Source organism: Bacillus sp. FMQ74, from assembly GCF_001875785.1.
Taxonomy (GTDB): domain Bacteria; phylum Bacillota; class Bacilli; order Bacillales; family Bacillaceae; genus Bacillus; species Bacillus stercoris.
The window spans coordinates 238,704-263,814 of the sequence record NZ_MOEO01000002.1; the positions used below are offsets into that span (position 1 = coordinate 238,704).

General features: G+C 45.3%; 24 protein-coding genes and 1 riboswitch. Of the genes, 23 read left to right on the forward strand and 1 reads right to left on the reverse strand.

The genetic code is table 11. The features are described from left to right. Positions 1-9: 9 nt before the first annotated feature. The 12 genes from polX to BLL41_RS05750 all read left to right on the forward strand — a co-directional run bounded on the left by polX (position 10) and on the right by BLL41_RS05750 (position 15,521). The gene (gene polX / locus BLL41_RS05685) at positions 10-1,722 is read left to right on the forward strand and encodes a DNA polymerase/3'-5' exonuclease PolX (RefSeq protein WP_071577095.1); all 1,713 of its coding nucleotides are present in this window, start codon (positions 10-12) and stop codon (positions 1,720-1,722) included. Positions 1,723-1,742: 20 nt separating this feature from the next. Next, positions 1,743-4,100 (forward strand): endonuclease MutS2, encoded by a 2,358-nt coding sequence (locus tag BLL41_RS05690; RefSeq protein WP_071577096.1) that lies wholly within the window; start codon positions 1,743-1,745, stop codon positions 4,098-4,100. 14 nt (positions 4,101-4,114) lie between these two features. After that, entirely contained in the window at positions 4,115-4,519 is a 405-nt protein-coding gene (locus BLL41_RS05695) for a DUF350 domain-containing protein (protein WP_003222485.1), read from the forward strand. A 188-nt stretch (positions 4,520-4,707) separates the two neighbouring features. Further along, positions 4,708-6,390 (forward strand): long-chain-fatty-acid--CoA ligase LcfA, encoded by a 1,683-nt coding sequence (lcfA, locus tag BLL41_RS05700; RefSeq protein WP_071577097.1) that lies wholly within the window; start codon positions 4,708-4,710, stop codon positions 6,388-6,390. 109 nt (positions 6,391-6,499) lie between these two features. Beyond that, the gene (gene fadR, locus BLL41_RS05705) at positions 6,500-7,084 is read left to right on the forward strand and encodes a fatty acid metabolism transcriptional regulator FadR (RefSeq protein WP_069150016.1); all 585 of its coding nucleotides are present in this window, start codon (positions 6,500-6,502) and stop codon (positions 7,082-7,084) included. A gap of 14 nt (positions 7,085-7,098) precedes the next feature. Next, entirely contained in the window at positions 7,099-7,875 is a 777-nt protein-coding gene (locus BLL41_RS05710; RefSeq protein ID WP_071577098.1) for an enoyl-CoA hydratase, read from the forward strand. A 14-nt stretch (positions 7,876-7,889) separates the two neighbouring features. Further along, a complete protein-coding gene (gene etfB, locus BLL41_RS05715; RefSeq protein WP_071577099.1) occupies positions 7,890-8,663 on the forward strand; it encodes an electron transfer flavoprotein subunit beta in 774 nt (257 codons plus the stop codon). 35 nt (positions 8,664-8,698) lie between these two features. Beyond that, positions 8,699-9,676, forward strand: a complete 978-nt coding sequence (etfA, locus tag BLL41_RS05720) for an electron transfer flavoprotein subunit alpha (RefSeq protein ID WP_071577100.1) — start codon at positions 8,699-8,701, stop codon at positions 9,674-9,676. A 216-nt stretch (positions 9,677-9,892) separates the two neighbouring features. After that, complete coding sequence (gene abfB / locus BLL41_RS05725) at positions 9,893-11,380, forward strand: alpha-L-arabinofuranosidase AbfB (RefSeq protein ID WP_071577101.1); 1,488 nt, start codon at positions 9,893-9,895, stop codon at positions 11,378-11,380. 322 nt (positions 11,381-11,702) lie between these two features. Beyond that, positions 11,703-12,017, forward strand: coding sequence for a thioredoxin (gene trxA, locus BLL41_RS05735; RefSeq protein ID WP_003222500.1), 315 nt, complete (start codon positions 11,703-11,705; stop codon positions 12,015-12,017). A gap of 135 nt (positions 12,018-12,152) precedes the next feature. After that, positions 12,153-13,925, forward strand: coding sequence for an excinuclease ABC subunit UvrC (uvrC, locus tag BLL41_RS05740; protein WP_069150012.1), 1,773 nt, complete (start codon positions 12,153-12,155; stop codon positions 13,923-13,925). A 64-nt stretch (positions 13,926-13,989) separates the two neighbouring features. After that, positions 13,990-14,169, forward strand: a riboswitch (Lysine riboswitch). 125 nt (positions 14,170-14,294) lie between these two features. Next, positions 14,295-15,521, forward strand: a complete 1,227-nt coding sequence (locus BLL41_RS05750) for an aspartate kinase (protein ID WP_071577103.1) — start codon at positions 14,295-14,297, stop codon at positions 15,519-15,521. A 43-nt stretch (positions 15,522-15,564) separates the two neighbouring features. Here BLL41_RS05750 and BLL41_RS05755 read toward each other — a convergent pair whose 3' ends face one another. Next, on the reverse strand, positions 15,565-16,011 hold the full coding sequence (locus tag BLL41_RS05755; RefSeq protein WP_003222508.1) for a YslB family protein: 447 nt from the start codon (positions 16,009-16,011) through the stop codon (positions 15,565-15,567). 292 nt (positions 16,012-16,303) lie between these two features. On the opposite strand from BLL41_RS05755, the gene sdhC reads away from it, so the two are divergent. The 11 genes from sdhC (at position 16,304) to BLL41_RS05815 (ending at position 25,024) form a co-directional block, all read left to right on the forward strand. Continuing rightward, the gene (gene sdhC / locus BLL41_RS05765) at positions 16,304-16,912 is read left to right on the forward strand and encodes a succinate dehydrogenase cytochrome B558 (protein WP_003222512.1); all 609 of its coding nucleotides are present in this window, start codon (positions 16,304-16,306) and stop codon (positions 16,910-16,912) included. Between the two features lie 33 nt (positions 16,913-16,945). After that, positions 16,946-18,706, forward strand: coding sequence for a succinate dehydrogenase flavoprotein subunit (gene sdhA, locus BLL41_RS05770; protein ID WP_014664887.1), 1,761 nt, complete (start codon positions 16,946-16,948; stop codon positions 18,704-18,706). Between the two features lie 2 nt (positions 18,707-18,708). Then, positions 18,709-19,470 (forward strand): succinate dehydrogenase iron-sulfur subunit, encoded by a 762-nt coding sequence (gene sdhB, locus BLL41_RS05775; RefSeq protein WP_071577104.1) that lies wholly within the window; start codon positions 18,709-18,711, stop codon positions 19,468-19,470. 60 nt (positions 19,471-19,530) lie between these two features. Beyond that, positions 19,531-19,974: an acyl-CoA thioesterase gene (locus tag BLL41_RS05780; RefSeq protein ID WP_071577105.1), complete on the forward strand. Its 444-nt coding sequence runs from the start codon at positions 19,531-19,533 to the stop codon at positions 19,972-19,974. Between the two features lie 115 nt (positions 19,975-20,089). Further along, on the forward strand, positions 20,090-20,314 hold the full coding sequence (gerE, locus tag BLL41_RS05785; RefSeq protein ID WP_003184172.1) for a spore germination transcription factor GerE: 225 nt from the start codon (positions 20,090-20,092) through the stop codon (positions 20,312-20,314). A gap of 246 nt (positions 20,315-20,560) precedes the next feature. Beyond that, positions 20,561-21,001, forward strand: coding sequence for a MarR family winged helix-turn-helix transcriptional regulator (locus tag BLL41_RS05790; RefSeq protein ID WP_003229573.1), 441 nt, complete (start codon positions 20,561-20,563; stop codon positions 20,999-21,001). Positions 21,002-21,008: 7 nt separating this feature from the next. Then, positions 21,009-21,827 (forward strand): glutamate racemase, encoded by an 819-nt coding sequence (gene racE, locus BLL41_RS05795; RefSeq protein ID WP_083427940.1) that lies wholly within the window; start codon positions 21,009-21,011, stop codon positions 21,825-21,827. A 114-nt stretch (positions 21,828-21,941) separates the two neighbouring features. Beyond that, entirely contained in the window at positions 21,942-23,042 is a 1,101-nt protein-coding gene (gerM, locus tag BLL41_RS05800; RefSeq protein ID WP_071577107.1) for a spore germination protein GerM, read from the forward strand. A gap of 110 nt (positions 23,043-23,152) precedes the next feature. Then, positions 23,153-23,890, forward strand: coding sequence for a ribonuclease PH (gene rph / locus BLL41_RS05805; RefSeq protein WP_071577108.1), 738 nt, complete (start codon positions 23,153-23,155; stop codon positions 23,888-23,890). Positions 23,891-23,902: 12 nt separating this feature from the next. Then, a complete protein-coding gene (locus BLL41_RS05810; RefSeq protein ID WP_083427941.1) occupies positions 23,903-24,499 on the forward strand; it encodes an XTP/dITP diphosphatase in 597 nt (198 codons plus the stop codon). Between the two features lie 15 nt (positions 24,500-24,514). Then, entirely contained in the window at positions 24,515-25,024 is a 510-nt protein-coding gene (locus tag BLL41_RS05815) for a metallophosphoesterase (protein WP_071577110.1), read from the forward strand. The last annotated feature ends 87 nt before the right edge of the window (positions 25,025-25,111 follow it).

The following is a 25,111-nucleotide window of genomic DNA, read 5'->3' on the forward strand; positions in this document are numbered from 1 at the left end:
GGTTATTGTATGCATAAAAAAGATATTATCCGGCTGCTTGAAACCATCGCAGTCTATATGGAACTAAAGGGGGACAACCCGTTTAAAGTATCCGCATTCCGAAAAGCAGCGGCAGCCCTGGAACAGGACGACCGAAGCTTATCAGAAATGGACGATATGATGTCGCTGCCCGGCATTGGAAAAGGAACGTACAGCGTCATTAAAGAGTATATAGATGAAGGAAAATCAAGCACGCTCGAATCGCTGCAGAAAGAAGTGCCGGAAGGACTCGTGCCTTTATTGAAGCTGCCGGGGCTCGGCGGCAAAAAAATCGCAAAGCTGTATAAAGAACTCGGTGTACATGATGCAGAATCTCTGAAGGAAGCCTGTGAACAGCAAAAGGTGCAAGGTCTTGCGGGCTTTGGCAAAAAATCAGAAGAAAAAATATTACAGGCGCTCGGGGAAGCCGGAAAACAGCCTGAGCGGTTCCCAATTGGGTACGCCCTCCGGATCGCGCGGGATATTGAGGAGCATCTTTCCCAATTTACGCATATCATCAAATTTTCTCGTGCCGGAAGTCTTCGCAGAGCGCGGGAAACGGTGAAGGATCTGGACTATATCATTGCTACAGATCAGCCGGCTGAAGTAAGAGAGCAGCTTCTTGCTCTGCCAAACATCAAAAGCGTGATCGCGAGCGGAGATACAAAGGTATCCGTCATCCTTTCCTTTGAATATGAAACGAGCGTCGATTTCCGTCTTGTGACGGAAGAGCAGTTTCCGACAACACTCCATCATTTTACGGGATCAAAGGATCACAACATTAAGATGCGCCAAATTGCAAAAGAACGCGGCGAGCGGATCAGTGAATACGGCGTTGAGACAGTTGAAACCGGAGAGATCAAAACATTTCCGAGCGAACGTGAATTTTATGCGCACTTCGGCCTGCCGCTGATTCCGCCGGAGCTTCGTGAAAGCGGTCAAGAAGTGGAAACCTACAGCGATAGCATTGAACTCATAGAGCCCGAGCAAATCAAGGGAGATCTCCATATGCACTCAACGTGGAGCGATGGTGCGTTTTCGATCAGAGAGATGGCTGAAGCATGCATCAAAAAAGGCTATCAATACATGGCGATCACCGATCACTCACAATATTTAAAGGTCGCCAACGGGCTTACTGCAGAAAGACTTAAACAGCAGGCAAAAGAAATTGACGCGCTGAATGCTGAGTTCGAAAACTTTCGTATCTTAAAAGGCGTCGAGATGGATATCCTGCCTGACGGTACGCTCGATTATGATGACGATGTGCTGGCGGAAATGGATATCGTTATTGCATCAATTCATTCCAGTTTTAATCAGCCGGAACACGTGATTATGAAACGGCTTGAGACGGCACTGACAAACAAACATGTTGACATTATCGCACACCCGACCGGACGCCTGATCGGCAGACGGACCGGTTACGAAATCGATATTGATAAGCTGATTGATCTTGCGAAAAAAACAAATACGGCGCTTGAACTCAACGCTAACCCTGCGCGCCTCGATCTGCGCACAGAGCATTTACTGAAAGCAAACGAACAAGGGGTTACATTGGTGATTAATACTGATGCCCATAATATTGAGATGTTAGACGACATGAAAACTGGCGTTACTGCCGCGCGCAAAGGATGGACGGAAACGAAAAACGTTCTGAATGCCCGGTCGCTTGAAGACGTAGAGGCATTCCTGAAGCGCAACGATTAAGTAAGGAGGCTCACACAATCGTGCAGCAAAAAGTATTATCAGCTCTTGAATTTCATAAAGTGAAAGAACAGGTTATTGAGCATGCCGCCTCATCGCTCGGAAAAGAAATGCTTCTCGAGCTTAAGCCTTCTGCTTCTATAGACGAAATCAAAAAACAGCTGGATGAAGTTGACGAAGCTTCTGCCATTATCCGGCTGAGAGGCCAAGCGCCGTTTGGCGGTCTTGTTGATATCAGAGGAGCATTAAGACGAGCGGAAATCGGCAGCGTTCTCAGTCCTTCAGAATTCACTGAAATCTCAGGCCTGCTTTATGCAGTTAAACAAATGAAACATTTTATCACCCAAATGGCTGAAGACGGTGTTGACATTCCGCTGATCCATCAGCATGCTGAACAGCTTATCACGCTATCTGATTTAGAGCGGGACATTAATTCCTGCATCGATGATCACGGAGAAGTGCTTGATCATGCATCGGAAACATTGAGAGGAATCCGCACGCAGCTCAGAACACTCGAATCGAGAATCAGAGACCGGTTAGAGTCAATGCTGCGTTCCTCTTCCGCTTCAAAAATGCTGTCTGATACGATTGTTACGATTCGGAATGACCGCTTTGTGATCCCGGTCAAACAGGAGTACAGATCAAGCTACGGCGGAATTGTGCATGATACTTCGTCCTCCGGCGCAACACTATTCATTGAACCGCAGGCAATTGTAGATATGAACAATTCCCTTCAGCAGGCGAAAGTGAAAGAAAAGCAAGAAATTGAACGGATTTTGCGTGTGCTGACAGAGAAAACGGCAGAGCATACAGAAGAGCTATTTCTAGATTTGCAAGTGCTGCAGACGCTTGACTTTATTTTTGCAAAAGCAAGATATGCAAAAGCAGTCAAAGCGACAAAACCGATTATGAACGACACCGGATTTATCCGTTTGAAAAAAGCCCGCCATCCATTGCTTCCGCCTGATCAGGTTGTTGCCAATGACATCGAGCTTGGCGGCGATTTTTCAACCATTGTCATTACAGGGCCAAACACCGGGGGGAAAACAGTCACCCTTAAAACGTTAGGCCTGTTAACCTTAATGGCACAATCAGGTCTTCATATCCCGGCAGATGAAGGGTCAGAAGCGGCGGTATTTGAGCACGTATTCGCTGATATCGGTGATGAACAGTCGATTGAGCAAAGTTTAAGTACGTTCTCATCCCATATGGTGAACATTGTCGGCATTTTAGAACAGGTCAATGAAAACAGCCTTGTGCTTTTCGATGAACTTGGTGCAGGGACAGACCCGCAGGAGGGGGCTGCCCTCGCCATGAGCATCCTGGATGACGTGCATCGCACCAATGCACGAGTGTTAGCGACGACGCATTATCCAGAATTGAAGGCGTACGGCTATAACAGAGAAGGCGTCATGAATGCGAGCGTTGAATTTGACATCGAAACGCTGTCACCGACCTATAAACTTTTAATTGGTGTGCCGGGACGAAGCAACGCTTTCGAAATTTCAAAACGCCTTGGACTTCCAGACCATATCATCGGGCAGGCGAAGTCAGAAATGACGGCCGAGCATAACGAAGTTGATACGATGATTGCGTCGCTGGAACAAAGCAAAAAACGTGCGGAAGAAGAGCTTTCTGAGACAGAATCAATCAGAAAAGAAGCGGAAAAACTGCATAAAGAGCTGCAGCAGCAAATCATCGAGCTTAACAGCAAAAAAGACAAAATGCTCGAGGAGGCTGAACAGCAAGCGGCTGATAAAGTAAAAGCGGCAATGAAAGAAGCCGAAGATATTATTCATGAATTGCGCTCCATAAAAGAAGAACACAAATCCTTTAAGGATCACGAGCTGATCAACGCGAAGAAACGGTTAGAAGGCGCAGTTCCTACCTTTGAAAAGTCCAAAAAACCGGAAAAAACGAAAACGCAAAAACGTGACTTCAAGCCAGGTGATGAGGTGAAAGTCCTCACCTTCGGGCAAAAAGGAACACTGCTTGAAAAAACCGGCGGCAATGAATGGAATGTTCAAATCGGCATATTAAAAATGAAAGTAAAAGAAAAAGATCTGGAGTTTATCAAGTCAGCTCCGGAGCCAAAAAAAGAAAAAATCATTACGGCGGTCAAGGGAAAGGATTATCACGTATCGCTTGAGCTTGATCTTCGCGGCGAACGCTATGAAAATGCCCTCAGCCGTGTTGAAAAATATTTGGACGATGCAGTGTTAGCCGGATATCCTAGAGTGTCAATCATCCACGGAAAAGGAACCGGCGCTTTAAGAAAAGGCGTGCAGGATCTTCTGAAGAATCACCGCAGCGTCAAAAGCTCCCGTTTCGGTGAAGCAGGTGAGGGAGGATCAGGCGTTACGGTTGTTGAACTAAAATAAAAGGGAGTATAGCCATGAGTGATTTTTGGGAAAACGAGCTTGTGGAAATCGCGGCGTATTACAGTGTCGCGGTTCTCTGCCTCGTCCTCTTTTTGACTGTGTTTGAGCTGGTGACGGCTTATAAAAACTGGGAAGAGATTCAAAAAGGAAATCTTGCGGTGGCAATGGCGACCGGCGGAAAAATTTTAGGAATCGCAAACGTATTCCAGCATTCCATCTCCCAGCACAATTCGCTGTTGCAAATGATCGGCTGGGGCGTTTACGGATTTGTTATGCTTCTGCTAAGCTACTTTATTTTTGAGTTTTTGACTCCGCGGTTTAAAATTGATAAGGAAATCGAAAATGATAACCGGGCTGTCGGCTTTATTTCATTTGTCATTTCTGTCGGGCTTTCATTTGTGGTGGCAGCCGGAATATAAGGGGACGGAGAATAGATGGAAAAGCTTGCAAAAGTACTGCTCGCCGCGGCGGGAATCTTTTTGTTAATTGGTCTTATATATCTGTTCGTATGATGAGAAAAAGAAAGATTTACCTTTCTTTTTCTTTTTTTTGTCGTCCATCTGCTATAATGATAGGGTGGAACTCTAAAATCGAAAGGGGAGGTTTTATGCAGTCTCAAAAGCCGTGGCTTGCCGAGTATCCCGACGATATCCCGCATGAGCTTCCGTTGCCGAATAAAACCCTGCAATCCATCCTGACAGACTCCGCTGCACGATTCCCTGACAAAACCGCAATATCTTTTTATGGAAAAAAACTCACCTTTCATGACATTCTGACGGATGCTCTTAAACTCGCAGCTTTTTTGCAGTGTAATGGCCTGCAAAAAGGAGACAGAGTGGCTGTTATGCTGCCCAATTGCCCGCAAACAGTGATTTCTTATTATGGTGTCTTGTTTGCTGGCGGCATCGTGGTGCAGACGAATCCGCTTTATACCGAGCATGAGCTTGAATATCAGCTCAGAGACGCTGAAGCAAGTGTGATCATCACCTTAGATTTGCTTTTCCCGAAGGCAATAAAAATGAAAACGTTATCAATAGTCGACCAGATTTTGATCACCAGCATAAAAGACTATTTGCCTTTTCCGAAGAATATTCTTTACCCGCTCACGCAAAAACAAAAAGTGCATATCGACTTTGACAAAACAGCTGACATTCACACGTTCGCTTCCAGTCTGAAGCAGGAAAAAACTGAACTCCTGACAATTCCGAAGATCGATCCCGAGCATGATATCGCTGTCCTCCAGTATACCGGGGGAACAACCGGAGATCCAAAAGGGGTTATGCTCACGCACCAAAATATTTTGGCCAATACTGAAATGTGCGCCGCTTGGATGTTCGATGTGAAGGAAGGTGCTGAAAAAGTGCTGGGCATTGTCCCGTTTTTTCATGTTTACGGACTGACGGCAGTCATGAACTATTCGATTAAACTAGGCTTCGAAATGATTCTTCTTCCTAAGTTTGATCCGCTTGAAACACTTAAAATCATCGATAACCACAGACCGACGCTCTTTCCAGGGGCACCGACAATTTACATTGGCCTTTTGCATCACCCCGAATTGCAGCATTATGATCTGTCATCCATTAAAAGCTGTCTTAGCGGATCAGCCGCGCTCCCTGTGGAGGTAAAACAGAAATTTGAAAAGGTGACTGGCGGAAAACTTGTGGAAGGCTATGGGTTGTCTGAGGCATCCCCAGTAACGCACGCCAACTTTATCTGGGGGAAAAACAAGCCGGGCAGTATCGGCTGTCCTTGGCCGAGTACGGACGCCGCGATCTATTCTGAAGAGACGGGTGAGCTTGCCGCTCCGTATGAGCATGGAGAAATCATTGTAAAAGGTCCGCAGGTCATGAAAGGATATTGGAACAAACCAGAGGAAACCGCCGCTGTTCTGAGAGATGGCTGGCTGTTCACCGGGGACATGGGCTATATGGATGAAGAAGGCTTTTTCTATATTGCTGACAGGAAGAAGGATATCATCATTGCCGGAGGTTACAATATTTACCCGCGTGAAGTAGAAGAAGCGCTTTATGAACATGAAGCCGTCCAGGAAATTGTTGTCGCAGGTGTGCCCGACTCCTACAGGGGAGAAACAGTAAAAGCATTTGTCGTATTAAAGAAAGGCGCAAAAGCCGATGCAGAAGAACTGGATGCCTTTGCGAGATCCCGACTGGCTCCCTACAAAGTGCCCAAAGCCTATGAGTTCAGAAAAGAGCTGCCGAAAACGGCGGTCGGAAAAATTTTAAGAAGACGTTTACTTGAAGAAGAAGCCGAAAATCATCATATCAAATAAAAAAAGAAAAAAGAACGCCTTTGAATAAACTTGACAAACCTGAAAATCCTTCTTATCATGAAATTATGAATGAATAGTCATTCATTTCTATAGGAAGGAACGATGAACATTGAAGCAAAAACGGCCAAAGTATATGCAGATTATTGATGCAGCAGTAGAAGTCATTGCGGAAAACGGCTACCACCAGTCACAGGTATCCAAAATTGCCAAACAAGCCGGAGTAGCGGACGGCACCATCTATCTCTATTTTAAAAACAAAGAAGATATTTTAATTTCTCTTTTCAAAGAAAAAATGGGTCAATTTATTGAGCGGATGGAAGAGGACATTAAAGAAAAAACAACAGCGAAAGAGAAATTGGCGCTTGTGATTTCAAAGCATTTTTCCCTTTTAGCAGGTGACCATAATCTCGCGATTGTCACTCAGCTTGAACTCCGCCAATCCAACTTGGAGCTGCGCCAGAAAATCAACGAAATATTAAAAGGCTACTTAAATATTTTGGATGGCATTTTGACGGAAGGTATACAATCAGGCGAAATAAAGGAAGACCTCGATGTCCGCCTCGCCCGGCAGATGATTTTTGGAACGATTGACGAAACCGTGACAACTTGGGTGATGAATGACCAAAAGTACGATCTCGTTGCGCTTTCAAACAGCGTTTTAGAATTATTGGTATCCGGAATTCACAATAAGTAAAGGAGTTCTGTCCTATGAATGCAATTTCACTTGCGGTTGATCAATTTGTGGCAGTCTTGACGATTCACAATCCGCCGGCAAACGCGCTTTCCAGCCGGATATTAGAAGAGTTGTCTTCCTGTCTTGATCAATGTGAGACAGATGCAGGCGTACGAAGCATTATCATTCACGGCGAGGGAAGATTTTTCTCAGCCGGCGCTGATATTAAAGAATTTACATCGTTTAAAGGCAATGAGGATTCCTCATTGCTCGCTGAGCGCGGCCAGCAGTTAATGGAGAGAATCGAAAGCTTTCCAAAACCGATTATCGCAGCGATTCACGGCGCTGCTCTCGGAGGCGGGCTGGAGCTTGCAATGGCCTGTCACATCAGAATCGCGGCAGAAGATGCTAAGCTGGGGCTCCCGGAGCTTAACCTTGGTATCATTCCGGGTTTTGCGGGAACACAGCGTCTTCCGAAATATGTCGGTACAGCCAAAGCACTAGAGCTCATCGGCTCAGGAGAACCGATATCCGGAAAAGAAGCGCTTGATCTCGGACTTGTCTCAATTGGAGCAAAAGATGAGGCAGAAGTGCTTGAAAAAGCAAAAGCACTTGCCGCTAAGTTTGCAGAGAAAAGCCCGCAAACGCTCGCATCTTTGCTTGAGCTTCTTTATTCCAACAAGGTGTATTCCTATGAAGGCAGCTTAAAGCTTGAAGCAAAACGATTTGGGGAAGCATTTGAGTCAGAGGACGCCAAGGAAGGCATCCAGGCATTTCTCGAAAAAAGAAAGCCTCAGTTCAAAGGCGAATAAAAGGGGATATGATCATGAATCTATTTGTACTGATGAAACGGACGTTTGACACAGAGGAAAAAATCGTCATTGAAGCTGGAAAGATTCAAGATGACGGAGCGGAATGGATCATTAATCCATACGACGAGTATGCAATAGAGGAAGCCATCCAGTTGAAGGAAAAGCACGGCGGTTCGATCACCGCCGTCATGGTTGGCGGTGAAGAAGCGGAGAAAGAATTGCGTACTGCGCTTGCCATGGGATGTGACCAAGCCGTTTTAATCAACATAGAAGATGATCTCGAAGAACCCGACCAATACTCCATTTCTCAAGTTTTATACCATTATATGAAGGATCAGGAGTTTGACTTGATTCTCGGCGGAAATGTTGCCATTGACGGAGGCTCAGGACAAGTGGCGCCTCGGCTTGCCGAGCTACTGGACATTCCGTGTATCACTACGATTACCAAACTCGAAATCAACGGCACTGATGCAGAAGCAGAAAGGGACGTCGAAGGGGATGTTGAAAAAATCAAAACGACGCTTCCATTGCTTGTCACAGCTCAGCAGGGCTTAAACGAGCCGCGCTATCCATCACTTCCGGGAATTATGAAGGCTAAGAAAAAGCCGCTTGAAGAGCTTGAGCTTGATGATCTTGACCTGGACGAGGAGGACGCCGAACCAAAGCTGAAAACCATTGAACGTTTTCTGCCGCCGGAAAAAGAAGCCGGGAAGCTTCTCCAGGGTGAGCCTGCCGAACAGGCAAAAGAGCTTGTCTCATTGCTCCGCAGCGAAGCCAAAGTCATTTAAAGCTTGGACATTCAAAGAAACAGGGGGATGTTAGAATGGGAAAAAAAGTGATCGTACTCGGAGAAATACGCGATGGGGAATTGCGGAATGTCACCTTTGAAGCAATAGCTGCAGGAAGAACGATTTCAGGCGATGGAGAAGTTATCGGTGTTCTGATCGGTGAAAATGTGCAAAGCATCGCACAAGAGCTTATCCATTACGGAGCAGATAAAGTTCTCACAGCCGAGGATCCGAAGCTGAAATCATACACGGCAGACGGATACAGCCAGGTCATGAGAGGTGTGATTGAGCAAGAAAAGCCTGATTCAGTCATATTCGGGCATACAGCTATGGGGAAGGACCTTTCGCCGAAGCTTGCTGCCCGGCTGCAAACAGGCTTAATTTCTGATGCTACAGATGTAAGCGTTACCGGAGGGAATGTTGTGTTCACACGCCCGATTTATTCGGGGAAAGCTTTTGAACGCGTCATTTCAACCGATCCGATGATTGTTGCAACGATTCGCCCTAATAACATTCAAGCTTCAGAAAAAGACACCAGCAGGTCGGGAAACATCGAAAGCGTTGATGTTTCTCTTACTGACCTCCGTACAGTGATCCAAGAGGTCGTGAAAAAAACAGCCGACGGTGTTGATCTCTCTGAAGCGAAAATTATCGTTGCGGGCGGCCGCGGAGTCAAAAGCAAGGAAGGATTTCAGCCGCTTCAGGAGCTTGCTGAGGTCCTGGGAGCCGCAGTCGGGGCTTCTCGCGGGGCATGTGACGCTGATTATTGCGATTACGCTCTCCAAATCGGGCAGACCGGGAAAGTCGTCACTCCGGATTTGTACATTGCATGCGGCATTTCCGGGGCCATCCAGCATTTGGCCGGCATGTCAAACAGCAAGGTGATCGTCGCCATCAATAAAGACCCTGAAGCCGATATCTTTAAAATAGCCGATTACGGCATTGTCGGAGATTTATTTGAAGTCGTCCCGTTATTAACTGAGGAATTCAAACAGTTGAATATACACTCATAAAGGAAACCCTGGACTTTAAAAGTCCGGGGTTTTTTATATTTGTGAATGCATACGTACAAATATAAATAAAATAGAAAATATCGTTGACATGTACGAACATATATAATATGGTTACTTTAAAAGCGCTTACATTCATGCTGACTCCTCAGGCAAACGACAGATCACATATTTGACTGTGGTGCTTTTCATATTCGTATGAAAGGAATGATCAGGGGCATGTCTGAACATCAAGCTGTGATTCAAACAGATATCGTAAAAGGAACCATTAACAAAAATATATACGGTCATTTTGCTGAGCATTTAGGAAGAGGGATTTATGAGGGGATCTGGGTTGGAACGGACTCAGACATTCCCAATATCAACGGAATACGAAAGGACGTGCTGGAAGCGCTCAAACAGCTGCATATTCCTGTCCTCAGGTGGCCGGGCGGGTGTTTTGCGGACGAATACCATTGGGCAAACGGTGTCGGTGACCGTAAGACAATGCTTAACACTCACTGGGGCGGTACAATTGAATCAAATGAATTCGGAACGCATGAATTTATGATGCTTTGCGAGCTGCTTGAATGCGAGCCATATATTTGCGGCAATGTCGGAAGCGGAACCGTTCAGGAAATGGCGGAATGGATTGAATATATGACATTTGAAGAAGGCACGCCCATGTCAGACTGGAGAAAACAAAATGGAAGAGAAGAGCCTTGGAAGCTGAAATATTTCGGCGTGGGCAATGAAAACTGGGGCTGCGGCGGCAACATGCATCCCGAATACTACGCAGATCTGTACCGGCGCTTTCAGACTTATGTCCGCAATTACAGCGGGAATGAAATTTATAAAATTGCAGGCGGCGCAAATGTGGATGATTTTAACTGGACGGACGTGCTTATGAAAAAAGCCGCTGGTCTGATGGACGGGTTGAGTCTTCATTATTACACGATTCCGGGTGATTTCTGGAAGGGCAAAGGATCAGCCACAGAATTCACGGAGGATGAATGGTTCATTACGATGAAAAAAGCCAAATATATCGATGAATTGATTCAAAAACACGGCACGATTATGGACCGGTACGATCCAGAGCAGCGGGTCGGCCTGATTATTGATGAATGGGGCACGTGGTTTGATCCTGAGCCAGGCACGAATCCAGGTTTCCTTTATCAGCAAAACACCATACGTGATGCGCTGGTCGCGGCTTCTCATTTTCACATTTTCCATCAGCATTGCCGACGGGTGCAAATGACCAACATCGCTCAAACAGTAAACGTTCTTCAAGCGATGATTTTGACTGAGGGAGAGCGGATGCTTTTGACACCGACGTACCATGTATTTGATATGTTTAAGGTGCACCAGGACGCTTCTCTTTTAGACACAGAGTTAATCTGTACCGACTATGAATGGAAGGGTGAAACGCTTCCGCAAATCAGCATTTCAGCGTCAAAACAAGCTGAAGGCGATATCAATATCACGATTTGCAACATCGATCACCAAAACCAAGCGGAGGCTGAGATCGAGCTGAGAGGCCTACACAAGGGAGCGGACCATTCCGGAATCATTCTTACGGCAGAGAAAATGAATGCACATAACACGTTTGACGATCCTCATCACGTCAAACCGGAATCGTTCAGACAATATACGCTCAGCAAAAACAAACTGAAAGTAAAACTCCCCCCAATGTCAGTCGTCTTGCTTACACTGCGTGCTGATTCGTAATCGCGCGAGAGCGCCGGCGCTTTATGCCGGCGCTTTTTCATGTTTTAAAACAGCATCAAAAGGGCATGGTAAAGTACATGACAGTGAAGAGGAGATGTTATCCTATGCTTCGTACCATTCTAATGATTATCGGGGCTATCGTAGTAATCGGGGCCATTATCAGATTCGTGTTTTAATAAAAGTGACACATCCCATTCAACCCGGATAAAAATGAGTAAACCGGTTATGATCAGGAAAAAATAATTTGTAAGCATTAAGATAGCGTGAACGAATGGGAGATGCTATACTAAAAATCATCATTTCACATTGGAGGAATTCAATAATGGCTATCGTAAAAGCAACTGATCAATCTTTCTCAGCTGAAACAAGCGAAGGCGTCGTACTGGCAGACTTCTGGGCTCCTTGGTGCGGACCTTGTAAAATGATTGCACCTGTTCTTGAAGAACTGGATCAAGAAATGGGAGACAAACTGAAAATCGTAAAAATCGATGTAGACGAAAACCAAGAAACAGCTGGAAAATACGGCGTTATGAGCATCCCGACACTTCTTGTCTTAAAAGACGGAGAAGTAGTTGAAACTTCAGTCGGTTTCAAACCGAAAGAAGCGCTTCAAGAGCTTGTAAACAAACATCTTTAATTTTCGGCTGCTTACATGCCAGAGCGATTCCGATTGAGGGATCGCTTTTTTTATTCGCCAATTGTGAACCATAGAGAAAAACAAACGTTCGTGTTAAACTGGAAACAAAGGATTAAATATAAGGAAGGGTACCATATGAACAAACAACTGAAAGAAAAACTCGCCCTCCTTCCCGATCAACCGGGTTGTTATCTCATGAAGGACCGGCAGCAGACTGTGATCTACGTAGGAAAAGCAAAGGTGCTGAAAAACAGAGTGCGCTCCTACTTCACCGGTTCTCACGACGCGAAAACCCAAAGGCTTGTGACGGAAATCGAGGATTTTGAATATATCGTGACGTCCTCCAATCTTGAAGCGCTTATTTTAGAAATGAATCTGATCAAAAAGTATGATCCAAAATACAACGTCATGCTCAAAGACGACAAAACCTATCCTTTCATAAAACTCACCCATGAACGCCACCCAAGGCTGATTGTCACCCGCAATGTCAAAAAAGACAAAGGGCGATATTTTGGGCCGTACCCGAATGTACAGGCAGCAAGGGAAACAAAAAAACTGCTCGACCGTCTGTATCCTCTCAGAAAATGCTCCAAGCTGCCGGACAGAGTGTGCCTTTACTATCATCTGGGCCAATGTCTTGCTCCGTGCGTAAAGGACATTTCCGAAGAGACGAACAGAGAGCTGGTTGAAAGCATTACCCGTTTCTTAAGGGGCGGCTATAATGAGGTCAAAAAAGAGCTCGAAGAAAAAATGCATGAAGCCGCTGAGAATCTTGAGTTTGAACGGGCAAAAGAGCTTCGTGACCAGATCGCCCATATTGAATCAACGATGGAAAAACAAAAAATGACGATGAACGATCTAGTCGACCGTGACGTATTTGCGTACGCATACGATAAGGGCTGGATGTGCGTGCAGGTCTTTTTCATCCGCCAAGGGAAGCTCATTGAGCGCGATGTCAGCATGTTCCCGCTTTATCAGGAAGCGGATGAAGAGTTCCTTACATTCATCGGACAGTTCTATTCAAAAAACAACCACTTCCTTCCGAAGGAGATTTTAGTTCCGGACAGCGTAGATCAATCCATGATCGAGCAGCTGCTGGAAACAAACGTTCACCAGCCGAAGAAGGGCCAGAAAAAAGAACTGCTCATGCTGGCCCATAAAAATGCGAAAATCGCTCTGAAAGAAAAATTCTCCTTAATCGAACGGGACGAGGAGCGTTCAATCGGGGCTGTGCAGAAACTCGGTGAGGCATTGAATATTTATACGCCGCACAGAATTGAAGCGTTTGATAACTCAAACATACAGGGGACAAACCCGGTTTCCGCGATGATCGTGTTTATCGACGGCAAGCCGTACAAAAAGGAATACCGCAAATATAAAATCAAAACCGTTACAGGTCCGGATGATTACGGTTCTATGAGAGAGGTCGTCAGAAGACGATACACAAGAGTGCTTCGTGAAAATCTGCCGCTGCCTGATCTGATCATCATTGACGGAGGAAAAGGGCAGATCAACGCTGCAAGGGATGTCATTGAAAATGAACTCGGCTTGGATATCCCGATCGCCGGTTTAGCGAAAGACGAAAAGCACAGAACCTCAAACTTACTGATCGGGGAGCCGCTGGAGGTGGTGTATCTGGAACGAAACAGCCAGGAATTTTACCTCCTGCAGCGCATTCAGGACGAGGTCCACCGTTTTGCAATCAGTTTTCACAGGCAAATCCGCGGAAAAAGTGCGTTTCAATCCGTATTGGATGATATCCCGGGTATCGGAGAGAAAAGAAAGAAAATGCTGTTAAAGCATTTCGGTTCCGTTAAAAAAATGAAGGAAGCAAGCCTTGAGGACATCAAAAAAGCGGGTGTTCCCGCTGCGGCGGCTCAGCTCCTTTACGATAAATTGCAAAAATAATGTTGTCCTTTTAAATAAGATCTGATAAAATGTGAACTAATTTCATAGTTAGATCGTGTTATATGGTGAAGATAGAGGTGCGAACTTCAAGAGTATGCCTTTGGAGAAAGATGGATTCTATGAAAAAGGCTGAAAGGGGAGCGTCGCCGAAGCAAATAAAACCCCATCGGTATTATTTGCTGGCCGTGCATTGAATAAATGTAAGGCTGTCAAGAAATCATTTTCTTGGAGGGCTATCTCGTTGTTCATAATCATTTATGATGATTAATTGATAAGCAATGAGAGTATTCCTCTCATTGCTTTTTTTATTGTGGACAAAGCGCTCTTTCTCCTCACCCGCACGAACCAAAATGTAAAGGGTGGTAATACATGGGTCTTATTGTACAAAAATTCGGAGGTACTTCCGTCGGCTCAGTCGAAAAAATTCAAAATGCGGCAAACCGTGCGATTGCAGAAAAACAGAAAGGCCATCAAGTCGTTGTTGTCGTGTCAGCTATGGGAAAATCCACTGACGAATTGGTCAACCTTGCAAAAGCCATTTCTGACCAGCCGAGCAAACGCGAAATGGACATGCTGCTGGCGACAGGCGAACAGGTCACGATTTCACTCCTCTCAATGGCATTGCAGGAAAAAGGCTATGACGCTGTGTCTTATACTGGCTGGCAGGCGGGAATCCGTACGGAGGCCGTTCACGGAAACGCCAGAATTACAGATATCGACACATCGGTTTTAGCAGACCGGCTTGAAGAAGGAAAAATCGTCATTGTTGCAGGATTCCAAGGCATGACAGAGGATTGTGAAATTACGACATTGGGCCGTGGCGGTTCAGATACAACAGCAGTTGCGTTGGCTGCCGCTTTAAAAGCTGATAAATGTGACATATATACAGACGTGCCCGGCGTGTTTACAACTGATCCGCGCTATGTGAAATCAGCGAGAAAACTTGCCGGCATCTCATACGATGAAATGCTTGAGCTTGCCAATTTAGGCGCCGGCGTTCTTCATCCGAGAGCTGTTGAGTTCGCGAAAAATTACCAAGTGCCGTTAGAAGTGCGTTCAAGTACAGAAACCGAGGCGGGAACATTAATTGAGGAGGAATCATCCATGGAACAGAATTTAATTGTCAGAGGCATTGCATTTGAAGATCAAATCACAAGGGTAACCATTTACGGGCTGACTAGCGGCCTGACAACTTTGTCTACTATTTTTACGACACTTGCTAAAAGAAACATAAACGTGGATATCATTATCCAAACGCAGGCCGAGGACAAGACTGGAATTTCCTTCTCTGTCAAAACAGAAGATGCAGACCAAACCGTTGCGGTGCTTGAAGAGTATAAAGACGCGCTGGAATTCGAGAAAATCGAGACAGAAAGCAAATTGGCCAAAGTATCCATTGTTGGATCCGGCATGGTCTCAAATCCCGGTGTAGCGGCAGAAATGTTTGCTGTACTGGCGCAAAAAAACATTTTAATCAAAATGGTCAGCACATCTGAAATCAAAGTGTCAACCGTCGTAAGCGAAAACGATATGGTGAAAGCAGTCGAATCGCTTCACGATGCATTTGAGCTTTCAAAACACCCTTCAGCTGTGTAATGACAATCAAAAAGGCGGGACTATGCAGTCACCGCCTTTTTGATTACACTGGGTCTTTCATATCCCATTTCACAGTCAGAACCACTTTATCGGCTCTCTTTTTCACTTGTTCATATGATTCGGCAATCTGATCATTCATTAATTGAATTTGTTCAGCGATAAAACCAGCTTCCAGCTGAAAGCAAGGTTCTTTCTGATGTTTAAGCCGGTTGGAAATGATCGGCCCTTCGAGTTCAAATTCAAGCTCTTGTTTTTTAGCGCTTACGTTGGTGAGGGTTCCCCAGCCCGCTTCTTCAAAGAAGGCCGGAAATTCCTCCCATGATTCAAGAGGAAACTTACGGGCGAGATGTTTTCCTGCCCAATACATCATGGAAGAGTAATCTTGGCCAAGCATATCTGGGAGAACGATCTCTCGTATTAGTTCGTAGGCATAGGCGTTCATTTCAATTTCTTTTAGGTTGTCAATAGATGCTTCAAATTTAGACTTCATATCTGTCTCCCCTCTCTCCTGCGTATATTATAGCTCAAACAGGGGTGAGGATTACAGAATGATCCTGTAATTCTTATGAAAAATTAATTGAGAAATATATATTGATAAAATAAAATTTTTCAATCAACTAATCAATTCGGAAAATTATAATTTATGTACGCGTTTTCTTGACGCCCTTTTGAGGGAGGAGTAAAATGAAATTGTCAATAAATCTTAATAAAGTGCTTACAATTGAAAGAAGTGGGGGAAGAGATTTAGCACATTTCGCACTTATCAAACAGGGGGTAAAGTAATGTCTGGGAACAGAGAGTTTTATTTTCGAAGATTGCATTCCTTGCTTGGCGTCATACCGGTCGGCATCTTTCTCATTCAGCATTTAGTCGTCAACCAGTTTGCCGCAAGGGGCGCTGAAGCATTCAATAGCGCTGCTCATTTTATGGATAGTCTGCCTTTCAGGTATGCCTTGGAAATTTTTATTATCTTCTTACCATTAATTTATCATGCAGTTTATGGTGTGTACATAGCGTTTACTGCGAAAAATAACGCAGGCCAATACAGCTATATGAGAAACTGGCTATTCGTCCTGCAGCGTGTAACCGGTATCATCACTCTCATTTTCGTCAGCTGGCACGTGTGGGAAACCCGCATTGCCGCACAAATGGGCGCTGAGGTCAATTTCGACATGATGGCGAATATTTTGAGCTCTCCGGCTATGCTTGGATTTTACATTGTCGGTGTTTTATCAACAATTTTCCACTTCTCGAACGGTTTATGGTCTTTCGCTGTTACATGGGGCATCACGGTAACGCCTCGTTCTCAAAGAATTTCGACATATGTTACGCTGATTATTTTTGTTGCACTGTCATACGTAGGCTTAAAAGCGATTTTTGCATTTGTTTAAGAGTACTAGATTACTAGAGGGAGAGGGGCTATCATGAGTCAATCAAGCATTATCGTAGTCGGCGGAGGTCTTGCCGGCCTCATGGCGACAATTAAAGCAGCGGAATCAGGAATGGCGGTTAAGCTGTTTTCCATCGTTCCTGTCAAACGTTCTCATTCAGTTTGTGCGCAAGGCGGCATAAACGGAGCGGTCAATACAAAAGGGGAAGGTGACTCTCCGTGGGAACATTTTGATGACACGGTATACGGGGGAGACTTTCTTGCCAACCAGCCGCCGGTCAAGGCGATGTGTGAAGCGGCGCCTTCGATCATCCACTTATTAGACCGGATGGGTGTTATGTTTAACCGGACGCCTGAAGGCCTGCTTGATTTCCGTCGATTCGGGGGTACACAGCATCACAGAACGGCTTATGCGGGTGCGACGACGGGACAGCAGCTGCTTTATGCACTGGACGAGCAAGTGCGCAGATACGAAGTTGCGGGTCTGGTCACAAAATACGAAGGCTGGGAATTCCTTGGCGCTGTATTAGATGATGACAGAACCTGCCGCGGAATTGTTGCGCAAAACCTGACAAACATGCAAATTGAATCCTTCCGTTCTGACGCGGTCATTATGGCGACGGGCGGACCGGGGATCATTTTTGGAAAATCAACGAACTCCATGATTAATACAGGATCTGCTGCTTCAATCGTTTATCAGCAGGGAGCGTACTATGCAAACGGTGAATTCATTCAAATCCACCCGACAGCCATCCCGGGCGATGACAAACTAAGACTGATGAGTGAATCAGCGCGTGGTGAAGGCGGCCGCGTATGGACATATAAAGACGGCAAACCGTGGTACTTCCTGGAGGAAAAATATCCGGCATACGGAAACCTGGTGCCGCGTGATATTGCGACACGTGAAATATTTGATGTGTGTGTGAACCAGAAGCTCGGCATTAACGGTGAAAACATGGTCTATCTCGATCTGTCTCATAAAGATCCGAAAGAGCTAGATATTAAGCTTGGCGGCATCATTGAGATTTATGAGAAATTCATGGGAGACGACCCGCGCAAGCTTCCAATGAAAATCTTCCCTGCGGTCCATTATTCTATGGGCGGTTTATGGGTGGATTACGATCAAATGACAAACATCCCTGGACTGTTTGCGGCTGGGGAATGTGATTACTCTATGCATGGAGGCAACCGCTTGGGAGCGAACTCCCTGCTGTCTGCGATTTACGGAGGCATGGTGGCCGGACCGAACGCGGTGAAATATGTAAACGGCTTAGAATCTTCAGCGGAAGATATGTCTTCTTCTTTATTCGACGCTCACGTTAAAAAAGAAGAGGAAAAATGGGCTGATATTATGAGTATGGACGGAACAGAAAATGCCTATGTTCTTCACAGAGAGCTCGGTGAGTGGATGACGGCGAACGTAACGGTTGTCCGCCATAATGACAAGCTTTTGAAAACGGACGACAAAATTCAGGAGTTAATGGAGCGCTTTAAAAAGATCAACATCAATGACACGACAAAATGGAGCAACCAGGGGGCGATGTTCACACGCCAGTTCTCGAACATGCTCCAGCTTGCGAGGGTAATTACCCTTGGCGCTTACAACCGTAATGAAAGCCGGGGCGCCCATTATAAACCGGATTATCCTGAACGTAATGATGATGAATGGCTCAAAACAACAATGGCTAAACATGTAAGCCCGTATGAAGCGCCGGAATTTGAGTATCAGGATGTCGATGTATCACTGATAACGCCTCGGAAACGGGATTACTCGAAGAAGAAGGTGGCGAAATAATCATGAGTGAACAAAAAACCATACGATTTATTATCACACGTCAAGATACAGCCGACAGCACGCCTTACGATGAAGAATTTGAGATTCCATACCGCCCAAATCTGAACGTCATTTCCGCTCTGATGGAAATCCGCCGGAATCCGGTTAATGCCAAAGGCGAGAAGACAACCCCTGTCACATGGGATATGAACTGTCTTGAAGAAGTATGCGGCGCATGTTCAATGGTCATAAACGGAAAGCCCCGCCAGTCTTGTACGGCGCTTATCGACCAGCTTGAACAGCCGATCCGTTTAAAACCAATGAAAACATTCCCAGTCGTTCGTGATTTGCAGGTTGATCGCAGCAGAATGTTAGATTCATTGAAAAAAGTAAAAGCGTGGATACCAATTGACGGTACGTACGACTTAGGACCGGGGCCGAGAATGCCTGAAAAACGCCGTCAATGGGCATATGAATTATCAAAATGTATGACATGCGGCGTCTGCCTCGAAGCCTGCCCGAATGTGAACAGCAAATCGAAGTTCATGGGGCCTGCACCGATGTCGCAAGTTCGTCTGTTTAACGCACATCCGACAGGCGCCATGAATAAATCTGAACGATTAGAAGCATTAATGGATGAAGGCGGCCTTGCAGATTGCGGCAACTCGCAAAACTGTGTCCAATCCTGTCCGAAGGGCATTCCGCTGACCACTTCCATTGCAGCTTTGAACAGAGATACAAACTTACAAGCGTTCCGCAATTTCTTCGGAAGCGACAGAGTATAAGAAGAAAAAACCTCTTCCGCATGGGAGAGGTTTTTTAAAACAATAAGGAGATGAAAAAAGATGAAGCTTCCCGCTTATATTGATATGCCGTTTCCAGAATGGAAAATATCCTTTTCTTTTTTTAATGAGGTATCCGTAAGATTTTCCGAGACGGACATGTTTGGGCATATGAATAATGTAACCCCTTTTATATATTTTGAGGAGGCGCGAATTTCTTATTTTAAAAAGCTGAATATGATGAGTGAAAACAAACAGACCATGACAGTTGTGGCAAGCCAGCAGTGCGATTATTTGCGCCAAGTCATGCCTTATGAAGAGTTGCGCATCTATGTGAAAACAAGCGCTGTCGGCAGTTCATCTCTTACCTTGCATTATCTCGGAGAGAACCGTAAAGGCGAACCCTGCTTCACCGGAGCAGTCGTGATGGTTCAAGTCTCGAAGGAAAGCGGCAAGGCTGTCAGCTGGACGGATGATGAGAAAGAAACGCTTCTCCATACACGATAAACTAATTCTCTTGTAAACGTCACCTCCTGCGCCCTTCTTACATATGATATCTCGACTATATCAAAACCCATTCGTTTCTGATTCGCTCTCACCTTAGCAAGGAGGGTTACAATACTTGAAGGAGAAAGAATTTCAATCGAAGCCGCTGCTAACGAAAAGAGAAAGAGAAGTGTTCGAATTGCTCGTTCAAGATAAGACAACAAAGGAGATTGCAAGCGAGCTATTTATCAGTGAGAAAACCGTTCGAAACCATATTTCAAATGCCATGCAGAAATTGGGTGTGAAAGGGCGTTCGCAAGCCGTTGTTGAGCTTCTTAGAATGGGTGAGCTAGAGCTTTAATCCTTGCCGGTATTCCTTCTTTTCAGGAAGGAGCCGGTTATTGCTGTTTGTTTGGAACATTCGAAACCATATTTCTGAATGCTGTGCAAAACGTAGGCAAGTCATAAAATACATTTTTTTGCTTGATGTTGTTTGACTAAAGTCCTCTATTTCTCTCCTGCGAGTCTTGCATTTTCTTCAAAAAAGAAGGAAAATAGACACGGAACGCTTTTGTGCGTAAGAGATCCTTGAGTGAGGGATGGACAAATGACATCAAAACCTTTGGAGCATGTTGCGGATATTGAAAAGTCTCTCCGCCACATTGCCGCGATCATTAAGCAAAAAGGACGAGAAATCCTTAACCAATATGCAATTACGCCGCCGCAATTTGTCGGCCTGCAATGGCTTTATGAACTGGGAGATATGACAATCGGCGAACTATCGGGCAAAATGTATCTGGCATGCAGCACGACAACGGACTTAATCGACCGCATGCAAAAAAATGAGCTTGTTGAGCGGGTCAAGGACCCGGCGGACAGACGTGTTGTCAGGATACATCTGCTGCCTGAAGGAGAACGGATTATCCAAGAGGTCATTACAAAAAGGCAGGAATATTTGCGTGATATGTTCGAATCGTTTACAGATGAAGAAATAGCCATCTTCGAAAAATCTTTGATGAAACTGCAGCATGAAATGAAGAGAAAATGAGGCGATTTTGTTGGAACAACCAATAGGAGTCATTGATTCCGGGGTTGGCGGTTTAACCGTTGCGAAGGAAATCATGAGACAGCTACCTAAAGAAAATATTATCTACGTCGGGGATACGAAACGGTGTCCTTATGGGCCGCGCCCTGAAGAAGAGGTGCTTCAATATACGTGGGAGCTGACGAATTATTTACTCGAAAACCACCATATCAAAATGCTCGTGATCGCCTGTAACACAGCAACAGCGATCGCATTGGATGACATCCAGCGCAGCATCGGTATACCGGTGGTCGGAGTGATCCAGCCTGGTGCGAGAGCAGCGATAAAAGTGACAGATAATCAGCATATCGGTGTCATCGGCACAGAGAATACGATTAAGAGCAATGCATACGAAGAAGCGCTTTTGGCATTAAATCCTGATCTGAAGGTTGAAAACCTTGCCTGCCCGCTGCTTGTGCCTTTTGTGGAAAGCGGGAAGTTTCTCGACAAAACAGCAGACGAGATTGTCAAAACCTCGCTGTATCCGTTAAAAGGCACATCGATTGATTCGCTGATTTTAGGCTGCACCCATTACCCTATTTTAAAAGAAGCCATTCAAAGATATATGGGAGAGCACGTAAACATTATTTCGTCCGGCGATGAAACAGCCCGGGAAGTCAGCACAATTCTCTCTTATAAAGGGCTGCTGAACCAGTCTCCGATTGCCCCGGATCATCAGTTCCTGACAACAGGGGCGCGTGATCAGTTTGCAAAAATTGCAGACGATTGGTTTGGCCATGAAGTGGGACATGTGGAATGTATCTCACTGCAAGAACCGATTAAAAGATAGTTTTTCCCGCAACGGAATGTTGCGGGTTTTTTTCTGTTTTGCCGGAATTCTTCGGTCTATTTCCTAAAGAGGCTCGTATACATAATAGTACAAACATCCTTAGGAGGGAAAAGTATGCTGAAAAAAGGACCTGCAGTCATTGGTGCGACTTGTCTCACCTCTGCCTTGCTTTTATCCGGATGCGGTTTGTTTCAATCTGATAAGGCAGCCAAGGAAATTGATCCGCCTCAAGACGTTACATACGTGAACGATGAAGCGGAGGCTAATTCAAATACTACAGCAGCCGAAAAAACAGAGAATAAAAAGAGTGATACCGCAAAAGCGGATCAAGCCTCATCTACTGTTATGAGGGAGCTTTATCTCATTGATAAAAACGGGTATGTTGTTGCGCAAACGCTGCCTCTCCCTAAAAGTGAGAGCACGGCTAAGCAGGCGCTTGAATATCTCGTACAGGGCGGGCCTGTGTCTGAAATTCTTCCGAATGGCTTCAGAGCTGTATTGCCGGCTGACACAACCGTTAACGTTGACATTAAAAAAGATGGGACTGCGATAGCTGATTTCTCTAATGAGTTCAAAAATTATAAGAAAGAGGACGAACAGAAAATCGTTCAATCTGTGACGTGGACGCTGACGCAATTTAGTTCGATAGATAAAGTGAAGCTGAGAATAAACGGGCATGAATTGAAGGAGATGCCTGTAGGAGGGACACCGATCTCAGATGATTTAAGCCGCAAAGACGGCATTAATTTGGAAACAGCCGGTGTAAATGATCTCACTGCTACCCATCCGCTGACAGTCTATTATTTGGCGGAAAACGAGGACAGTGAATACTACGTGCCGGTGACGAAACGAATCGACAATTCGGAAAAGGACGACATTACAGCAGCCATCAATGAATTGGCTAAAGGCCCAAGCAAGGTGAGCGGGCTGTTAACAGACTTCAGTGAAGATGTAAAGCTGGTCAGCAAACCGAAAATTAAAGACGGGCGCGTGACGTTGGATTTCAATCAATCTATATTCGGCAGCGCCGATGAGAAGACGAAAATGATTTCTTCAGAAGTACTGAACAGCATTGTGCTCACGTTAACGGAGCAGCCGGATATAAAAGGCGTGTCTGTTAAAGTGAACGGAAAATCAGAGCTTGTAAATGAAAAAGGCGAAAAGCTCACAGAACCGGTCTCCAGACCTTCTCAAGTGAATACGGGTAGTTTTTAAATTGGGATTTTTGATATACTAGAAAGAAAGAGGTTAGCGTTCCGGCTGCCTCTTTCTTTATTCAATTCCGGGACAAAAATGGTTTATGTACATACAATCGGAGGTAAAACATGAGACATGACGGAAGACAACACGATGAGCTGCGTCCAATCACATTCGATTTGGATTTTATCAGCCATCCGGAAGGTTCTGTTCTAATAACAGCGGGAAATACAAAAGTAATCTGCAACGCGTCTGTCGAGGACCGCGTACCGCCGTTTTTGCGGGGCGGAGGAAAAGGCTGGATTACGGCAGAGTACAGCATGCTGCCGCGGGCTACAAACCAAAGAACAATCAGAGAATCTTCTAAAGGGAAAATTTCCGGCAGAACAATGGAGATCCAACGCCTGATCGGCCGCGCGCTTCGAGCTGTTGTAGATCTGGAAAAGCTCGGTGAACGGACGATTTGGATTGACTGTGATGTCATTCAAGCTGATGGAGGAACTAGAACAGCTTCCATTACAGGCGCATTTCTTGCGATGGCGATTGCGATTGGCAAGCTGATCAAAGCAGGAACGATCAAGACAAATCCGATCACTGATTTTCTTGCTGCGATCTCTGTGGGAATTGATAAGGAACAAAGAATTCTGTTAGATTTAAATTATGAAGAAGATTCCTCTGCTGAAGTTGACATGAATGTCATCATGACAGGCAGCGGCCGTTTCGTGGAACTGCAGGGAACCGGCGAAGAGGCGACTTTTTCAAGGGAGGATCTGAACGGTCTTCTCGGTCTTGCGGAAAAAGGAATTCAAGAGCTGATTGACAAGCAAAAAGAAGTGCTGGGGGATTCTCTGCCAGAACTGAAATAAAGACAGAAGGGCTTGATCATCATGAAAGAAGCAATTATTGCGACACATAATCCGGGAAAAGTGAAGGAATTTAAAGAAATTCTTGAGCCAAAAGGCTATGATGTCAAATCGTTAGCTGAAATTGGATTCACAGAAGAAATTGAAGAAACAGGCCATACATTTGAAGAGAATGCCATTCTGAAAGCAGAAGCTGTTGCCAAAGCAGTGAACAAAATGGTGATTGCGGACGACTCCGGTCTATCCATCGATAATCTTGGCGGCAGACCCGGAGTTTATTCAGCCCGCTATGCAGGGGAACAGAAAGACGACCAGGCAAATATCGATAAAGTGCTCAGCGAGCTGAAAGGAATCGAAAAAGAACAGCGCACCGCCCGTTTCCGCTGCGCACTGGCCGTGAGTATTCCCGGTGAGGAAACAAAAACAGTCGAAGGCCATGTTGAAGGGTATATTGCTGAAGAACCGAGAGGAGAATATGGCTTTGGCTATGACCCAATCTTTATCGTGAAAGATAAAGATAAGACAATGGCCGAACTGACAAGTGATAAAAAAAATAAAATCAGCCATAGGGCTGACGCGCTTAAAAAGCTGTCTAAGCTTTTGGAGGCATAAGGAGGAAGCTTGTACATGAACGTGCTGATTATCAGTGACAGCCATGGGCTTGAAGAAGAACTCCAAACCATTGCGGAACGGCATGAGGCAGAAGTTGATCTCATGATTCATTGCGGAGACTCTGAGCTTGAAACGGGGCACCCTGCATTGGAGCCTTATGCGGTTGTAAAAGGCAATTGCGATTTTGCCGGCGATTTTAAGGACGAGCTTCTTCTGACTGCCGGTTCAAGAAAAATACTGGTCACACACGGCCACCTTCACGGTATAAAACAGACCTTGTTAAACGTATACTATCGTGCAGAGGAGCTCGGAGCGGATATTATCTGCTTCGGGCATTCGCACATCGCGGGAAGCGAAGTGCTGCGCGGAAAACTGATGGTTAACCCAGGCAGCATCCGGCTTCCAAGGGTGCGCAGGACAGAAAGCTATGCTATACTGACATTAGAAAATGATGCTGCGACAGTCCGTTTTTACGACCAAGCAGGCAATGAAATTGAGGATCTGCAAAACCGAGTCACACTATGAAAATGTCATGAGGAAGAAAATTTTCTTCCTCATGAAAAAAATTCTAAAAAACCGTTGACTTCTTGTTGTATCCCATATATAATAAAT